The organism is Gluconobacter aidae, assembly GCF_009547075.1.
Taxonomy (GTDB): Bacteria; Pseudomonadota; Alphaproteobacteria; order Acetobacterales; family Acetobacteraceae; genus Gluconobacter; species Gluconobacter aidae.
In genome coordinates, this window is sequence record NZ_WIPH01000061.1 from 1 (window position 1) to 6237 (window position 6237).

At 54.8% G+C, this 6237-nt stretch carries 11 protein-coding genes and 1 pseudogene; 7 read left to right on the top strand and 5 right to left on the bottom strand.

The annotated features are described in order from the left end of the window. Both GFJ39_RS13220 and GFJ39_RS13225 read left to right on the top strand, forming a co-directional pair. A pseudogene (locus GFJ39_RS13220) lies at nt 1-292 on the top strand (helix-turn-helix domain-containing protein); the annotation flags it as partial. Between the two features lie 291 nt (nt 293-583). After that, nucleotides 584-1114, top strand: a complete 531-nt coding sequence (locus GFJ39_RS13225) for a winged helix-turn-helix transcriptional regulator (RefSeq protein ID WP_153431853.1) — start codon at nt 584-586, stop codon at nt 1112-1114. Between the two features lie 3 nt (nt 1115-1117). Here the strand turns inward: GFJ39_RS13225 and GFJ39_RS13230 are convergent, their stop codons facing one another. The 4 genes from GFJ39_RS13230 to GFJ39_RS13245 form a co-directional block, all read right to left on the bottom strand. After that, the gene (locus GFJ39_RS13230; RefSeq protein ID WP_153431855.1) at nt 1118-2062 is read right to left on the bottom strand and encodes a site-specific integrase; all 945 of its coding nucleotides are present in this window, start codon (nt 2060-2062) and stop codon (nt 1118-1120) included. Nucleotides 2063-2069: 7 nt separating this feature from the next. Continuing rightward, entirely contained in the window at nt 2070-2393 is a 324-nt protein-coding gene (locus tag GFJ39_RS13235; protein ID WP_153431857.1) for a type II toxin-antitoxin system PemK/MazF family toxin, read from the bottom strand. Continuing rightward, nucleotides 2390-2608: an antitoxin MazE family protein gene (locus GFJ39_RS13240; RefSeq protein WP_010505707.1), complete on the bottom strand. Its 219-nt coding sequence runs from the start codon at nt 2606-2608 to the stop codon at nt 2390-2392. Before GFJ39_RS13240 ends, GFJ39_RS13235 begins: the two co-directional genes overlap by 4 nt. 517 nt (nt 2609-3125) lie before the next feature. Continuing rightward, the gene (locus GFJ39_RS13245; RefSeq protein WP_153431859.1) at nt 3126-3455 is read right to left on the bottom strand and encodes an SMR family transporter; all 330 of its coding nucleotides are present in this window, start codon (nt 3453-3455) and stop codon (nt 3126-3128) included. Nucleotides 3456-3733: 278 nt separating this feature from the next. Between GFJ39_RS13245 and GFJ39_RS13250 the strand changes: the two genes are divergently transcribed. The 3 genes from GFJ39_RS13250 to GFJ39_RS13260 all read left to right on the top strand — a co-directional run bounded on the left by GFJ39_RS13250 (nt 3734) and on the right by GFJ39_RS13260 (nt 4947). Next, a complete protein-coding gene (locus GFJ39_RS13250) occupies nt 3734-4111 on the top strand; it encodes a hypothetical protein (RefSeq protein ID WP_153431860.1) in 378 nt (125 codons plus the stop codon). Between the two features lie 240 nt (nt 4112-4351). Then, nucleotides 4352-4630 (top strand): BrnT family toxin, encoded by a 279-nt coding sequence (locus tag GFJ39_RS13255; RefSeq protein WP_153431862.1) that lies wholly within the window; start codon nt 4352-4354, stop codon nt 4628-4630. Then, nucleotides 4618-4947, top strand: coding sequence for a helix-turn-helix domain-containing protein (locus GFJ39_RS13260; protein WP_153431864.1), 330 nt, complete (start codon nt 4618-4620; stop codon nt 4945-4947). Before GFJ39_RS13255 ends, GFJ39_RS13260 begins: the two co-directional genes overlap by 13 nt. A 47-nt stretch (nt 4948-4994) precedes the next feature. Here GFJ39_RS13260 and GFJ39_RS14460 read toward each other — a convergent pair whose 3' ends face one another. Beyond that, nucleotides 4995-5117: a hypothetical protein gene (locus GFJ39_RS14460; RefSeq protein ID WP_267902337.1), complete on the bottom strand. Its 123-nt coding sequence runs from the start codon at nt 5115-5117 to the stop codon at nt 4995-4997. A 112-nt stretch (nt 5118-5229) separates the two neighbouring features. Here GFJ39_RS14460 and GFJ39_RS13265 point away from each other — a divergent pair, with 112 nt between their 5' ends. Together GFJ39_RS13265 and GFJ39_RS13270 are read left to right on the top strand one after the other, a co-directional pair. Continuing rightward, nucleotides 5230-5655, top strand: a complete 426-nt coding sequence (locus GFJ39_RS13265; protein WP_153431865.1) for a hypothetical protein — start codon at nt 5230-5232, stop codon at nt 5653-5655. Nucleotides 5656-6043: 388 nt separating this feature from the next. Further along, a partial coding sequence (locus GFJ39_RS13270) for a helix-turn-helix domain-containing protein (RefSeq protein ID WP_194285385.1) occupies nt 6044-6237 on the top strand: 194 nt, incomplete at its 3' end.

Here is a 6237-nt window from a genome sequence, read left to right on the forward strand (position 1 = left end):
GGGTCTGGTGGAACGGACCCGCCAGCGCATGCGGCGCTCCGGGCGCGTTGTGAATGGCCCCAACCGCTACCGATTGATCCTGGTCAGTCTGGAACAGGCTAAAGCCGCCGCAGCGCATGCGACACAGCGTCTCAAAGAGGCTCTTGCTCGCCGGAAACTCCGGCTTTCTTCTAACTGCCAAAATGACAGCGAACTCTATTTTCAAAGAGATATTTTCTTTGAAAAACCACGCTCCAAAAATGACTGGCTCGACCTGATCGCCTCTTGGTCCCCGTCCCCATCGACGAGTTAACGTTCCCACGCCAGAATTTCCCCTCAGACGCACGTTCAAAAGGCTCAAGGCGAAGGAGCTATTTGAAAGGTTATCCCTTCATCTCGGCCCGACTTGGCCCTGAATGGCCCGAGACGGCCTTAGTCAGCCCGAAATCTTGAAAATCCTTTCTTGAGACCGTTCAGGGCCAAGTCGGGCCGTCTCGGACAAAAAAACAACAGGCAAGATGTGTCACCCTAGCTAGGGGTGACAGCCTCACTCGCATTTCATGCTCGACCGGATATAAGCTCAGGCTTGAGACGAAGAGGATCTATGGCCGAGCAAACAGAAAACCTGACCTATCGTCAGTTAGCTGACCGGCTTGGACTGTCCCTTGAAGCTGTACGCGCGCGCGTTCGTCGCGGCGGTTGGCTCAAGATCACGGACAATCATGGCATTGTCCGTGTCTCTGTTCCTGTCTTGGCCCTGAACAAGACCCCTGAACGGACTGAACACGTAGCCCCGGACGTTCAGGGTGAACGTATCCCCGAACACAACGGGACGTTCACCCCGGACAATACAGCTTTGTCCACCCTGCGGGACATGATGGGTCTTCTCCAAACTGAACTGAACGAGAGACGCCAAGAAGTCTCGGATTACCGGGAAGAAAACGCAGTTCTTAAGGAACAGAATGCCCAGCTCAGGGAGAAGATCTCACGGATCGAGGGTGAACGCGTACACCCTACGTATACCCCGGACGTTCACCCTGTACAAAGACCAGTGTTCACCCTGAACGTACCCCCTGAACAGACCCGGACGTACGGGGTGTACGGTCGCCGTCGCTGGTGGTGGCCGTTTGGCTAGGGATTACAGGAAACGGTGTCCGGCATGGGTCTTCAGAAGCGAGGCACGCCGGACATAGCTCCGCAGCACATCGAGGCTCTGATGCCGCGAGGTTTCGGCAATCATCAGGGCATCGGCGCCGGCCTCGGCCCCGGAGGTGATGAATCCCGCCCGTAGCGAATGCCCCGAGAAGCGCTCCGGATCGAGCCCCACGGCTTCGGCCGCGGCCTTGATGATCCGGGCCACCGAGCGATCTGACAGCGACCGGCCGACCCGGCCATGCCGGTCTACGGATCGGAGCAACCGACCGGACGTGACCTCGGCCGCCTCGCACCAAGCCGCGAGCTGATCCAGCGCCCTGATGGTGGAACCGTTCAAAATCCCGATCGTCTGACCGGCCCCGTCCGGATCGGTCTTGCTGCGTCGGAGTGTGAGCAGCGCACCCCCTTCCTGCGGCACGAGGTCTCCGACCTCCAGCGTCACCAGTTCAGACCGCCGCAAGGCTCCGGCAAAGCCCAGAGCCAGAAGTGCCCGGTTGCGCCAACCGATCAGGGTATCCGGTTGGACATCCAGCATCCTACGCAGCAGGTCCACGGTCGCGGGGGCTTTCCGGGTCGGGGCGGTCCCAAGCGTCCGCCGCATGCCCCGCAGCGCGTCCTGGACGATGCGGGAACGACTGAAGCTCTCGAACCCGGCCAGCTCATGTGCACAGGATACGGCGGCCACGCCACGGGTCAGCGTCGCGGCTTTGCGGCCCTGCTCCAGACGCGACGCGATCCAGGCGGAAACGGTTTCGGGTTGGGCCGGAAGCGCCATGACGCCCTGGGCGCGGCACCAGGCGACGAAAGCAGACCAGTCAGTGCGATAGGCGCGCAATGTCGCAGGAGATCGAGCCGCCAGAAGCAGACGGTCAGAAGCCCCCTGAAGAACCGCCGGAAAAGGCTCGGGGAACAGCGATTGTAAGGTCATGCGCCTTTCAGGTCAGACCGAGAAACAGCGCCAAAGCGCGATTGACGGAAAGCATGACGGTATCGCTGGCAATCCCGAAGGTGGGGCCAATCTTGTCGCGGGAGACCGTGCTGGGCTTGTCGATCATCACCTGGGACGTTTTGCGCAGCCCGTTCCGCTCGTCCGGGGGCACCGACAGGCGGAGCAAGGGGGCGTCGATGAGGGTGCTGGTGACAGGGAGTACGGTCACAGAGGCTGTCGTCTCGAAGCGGTCAGCCTGGACGATCAGAGCGGGCCGGGGTTTGCCCAGATCCCCCTGGAGAGCAACGGTGACGAAGTCTCCCCGGTTCATGCCTCCCATCCGTCGAGATCGCTGGCTGCGCTGTCCAGGAAGGACATCAGCGCGGGATCATGCCGATCTGCCTCGGCCACCAGACGCGCCTGGCGCTGGCATTCCGCATCAAAGCCCGGGGTTCGCGTATCGGGCACCCAGATCTGGACGGGGCGCAGCCCGGCCTTGCGCAGGGTGTCGCGACGCTTCTGGACGCGGATGGCAACAGGGGTCATGGCGTTTCTCCTCTCGTTACATGTAACAGAAAGAAGGGCTAATTTCTACCAAAATCAGGGAGGTTTTTGGGGCCATCCATGTCGATCTGGCATTGCATCCTACAAATGGATTTTTGATCGGGTTAAATCTCTCAGGTCTGTTTGGGATACAAACCCGTTTCTGGTCTTCATAAAGACCAGCAGCGTGAGGTTGGAACATTCTGGTCTGTTTGCGGATTGGGAGGGGTCAGGACACAGAGAATGGTCTGACCACGTTTCTCCAGCGTGAAGAGAGCTCCAGATCCGGCGTAGTTTGTGGTTGTGGTGATCCGGTAGCCTGTTTTGAGCAGACTGCTCAGAGACGCTGTGACCGGATGGAGTTCCGTCGGAACGGCAAGCGGGCTGTAGGGGGATTTGACCCCAGACTCTGGCAGCCAGTCCTGAGAGCTTTGTGCAAAAGCGCAGACCGGAAAGAGAAGAGGGCACAAGGCAGAAAATACGGCCAAACGATTGCTCATGAAGCGCTCCAAAATCAGGGTTAATGCCCGGTTGTCGTTGAGAAGAGGTTCATCACCAGAACGCCTACAATGATCAAACCCATGCCGATCATGGCTGGGAGATCAAGTCTCTGACCCTGAAAGATCCAGGCGATCACGGCGACAAGCACAATGCCCACTCCCGACCAGATCGCGTACGCAATGCCGGTTGGAATCTCTTTGAGGGCCATCGAAAGGCAGTAGAAGGCGACGAGATATCCGGCACCGAGAATGACTGTCGGGACGAAGCGTGTGAATCCCTCGGAAGCCTTCAGAAGCGAGGTTGCGACGATTTCTGCAAAGATGGCGATGCCGAGATAGAGGTAACTCATGGCGTCATAATGAGCCGGAGCGCTTCAGGAAGAAAGCCGCCCTTTCTAGTGTCTGAGAATGCCCATTCTCAGACACTAGAACGGCCTGCTTGATACCGTTCGCTGCGCGGGATCGGTCGACGACCCATCGACTACAAAGGACTACAGAAGAGCTACGCAACGACTACAGATCGACTACAGGGAGAAGGGTCGCGCGTATATACAAATGCACCCTTTCAGGTGTGCGTCTCACTAAGCACTAGTGCTAAAAGCTTCAAAACAGATTTTGGAGTGCTCCAATGAGCCGACAGACCATGCACGCAGTCCGTCAGCGCCGCAAAGCGCTCGGCCTGGTCCAGATGAATGTCTGGATCCACGAGGACGACAAAGACGACTTCCAGAAGGCGGTCGCGCCCTTCCGCGACCGGGGCCGTCAGATCGAGCAGGAGGCCCGGGAGGAGCCTTTGGAGTTCGTGCCGTTCACGTACCTGGTGCGGTTTCCGTCTGTCCCTCCGGCGGCTGTGCGGAACAGCATGAAAGCCTCCGGATGGGTTTATGACCGGGACGGGGATGTCTGGAAACGTCCGGTGTCCGAGGAGACCCTTGAGGCCATCCGGCAGGAAGCCGTAACCCTCAAACTCCAGCATCAGGCCATGCTCGATAGCGAGTGGCACTAGTGCTTGGTGAGACGCATAACTGAAAGTTTGCATTTGTGTATGGAGAAGGAAAAAACCTGCAACGATCTTGCCACGATGGGGACACGACCGTGCAACGACCTCTGACACGATGGTGGCGCGATCTTTTGGCGTCAGCATGAGACGATGAGAGTCGTCAGGGAGGATTTTTGTTTGACCAGGTCCGCCATCGAAGAGCGTCAAAAGTGTTGTATTTTGTACGCTAGCAGCGTATAAAAGCGCATGATTGGACCTCACATCGCATTTGAATGGGATGACGCGAAAAGCGATGCCTGTCTCGAGGAGCGCGGATTCAGTTTTGCGGATGTGCTGGTCATTTTTGCGGGGCCGCTGCTTCAGAAGCCGGATGACCGGAAAGATTATGGCGAGCCCCGCATCAGGGCTGCAGGCTTGATTGAAGGCGTCCCGTTCATGGTCGTCTATACGGTCCGGGGGGACTGCTTCCGGATCATCTCAGCCCGGAAAATGCACCGGAAGGAGTGGATCAAATGGCAAGAATGACACTGACAGAGATCAAGGCCCGTCCCTCTACGATTGACTGGACCCGGGTGAACGCGACCACGGACGACGACATTGACCGCCAGGCCAGGGAAGATGGTACGGAGGGGGAGATTCCGGGGCTGGCCGCTCCGTCACCGGCAACCGTGCGGCGTCACTTGAAGCTGACCCAGAAGGATATTGCGGCCCTGGCGGGCGTGCCAGTCGCGACCTGGCGGAACTGGGAGCAGGGACGGGTTCGTCTCGATCCTGCTGTTCAGACGCTGCTTCGGGTGCTCTGGCGTGAGCCAGACGCTGTACGTCGGGCAATGGTCGCGTAAATACCTATATCCACGATATATTCATGGATATAGGCCTATATAATTACTTATTTTTTGGGAGGCTTGCGTTGGGCTAGATCTGATGCAGCAACTTCTTTTTCTTTTTTTGTACTATTGGGATCTCTAAGAATTTTTGCAGCATCGGATGCTGGCTTTTTTCCAGTAGGCATTTTGAACTCCTATAATTGTTAATGTGTACCAAGAAAGTACATATTGTAAATCTCTTGGAAAAATTCATATGGGTTAAATGTTATAAAATACATAGAGATAGAAAGAAAAAAAATGGATTTAGATGAGTACATTAACAGGATTGTCGATCCAACCTTTTTGGATTTCCAAAAAAACCCTAGCTCTGGAAGACATGCATTTTTAGCATGTATAGTAGTTTATCACTCTGTTGATTATGCGTCTTTTCCTAATAAAACTAAAGAAATAACTGAGTATTGGTCAAAAAATTCCATAGAATTTGCAATTGTTGATATGATTGCTAATCATATAAAGCACGTTAAATCAAAAATAGAAAAATTAAATGATATAAATAAAATTTCTAATGGAATTCCGTTGAGCTCAATTATTATTAAAGGTGACATATCAGGGGATAGTTTTGGACTAGATTTGCATAATCTATATTATTATTTAAGAGATGCAATAATTTTCATAAAAAATTACTCTAAAAACACAAAAATATTAAGTGACATAGAATTATAGTTTAAATAAAATCAGTTATTTTCTCATTATCAAATAGATTTGGTCCGGTTCGAAGTTGAGAACAATCTTGCCGGCCGCTATGAAAATGTTCCGTGCGTTTCTTTCTAATTTATTGAACACTTTAGGCGATGGAGTTGGGGCTAGGGCCGCGTAACAGCAATTTATCGCTTCGCTGGACAACAAGCCTTCAAACGATCAATATGCTTTGAAATGAAGAAGGGGTTGGCCCTGGCAGGCCAACCCCTTCGAAATCTCGCTGTTGCGCGGCGAGCAGGTGGAGAAGCGACTAAGCCCGCTTATTCACCCGATAGAAGGAATATAGCGTGAGCCGCTGAAAGGTTCAACGTTCTCCTTCTTGGGAAGTGCTTGCCGTCTGAAAAGGACGGACATGACCTCTTTCGCTTCCCAGATCTGGACCCTGACCCAAGCCCGTCAGATCACCGCTAGGACACATCTCGTCCTTCAGGCCCTCGCCAGCTTCCAAGGCCACCGCGGTCTCTTTCCTTCCCATGAAAGCATTGCCGCCCGCGCCGGATGTAGCACGAGAACCGTCATCCGGGCGCTGGAGGCGGCGTATAGCTT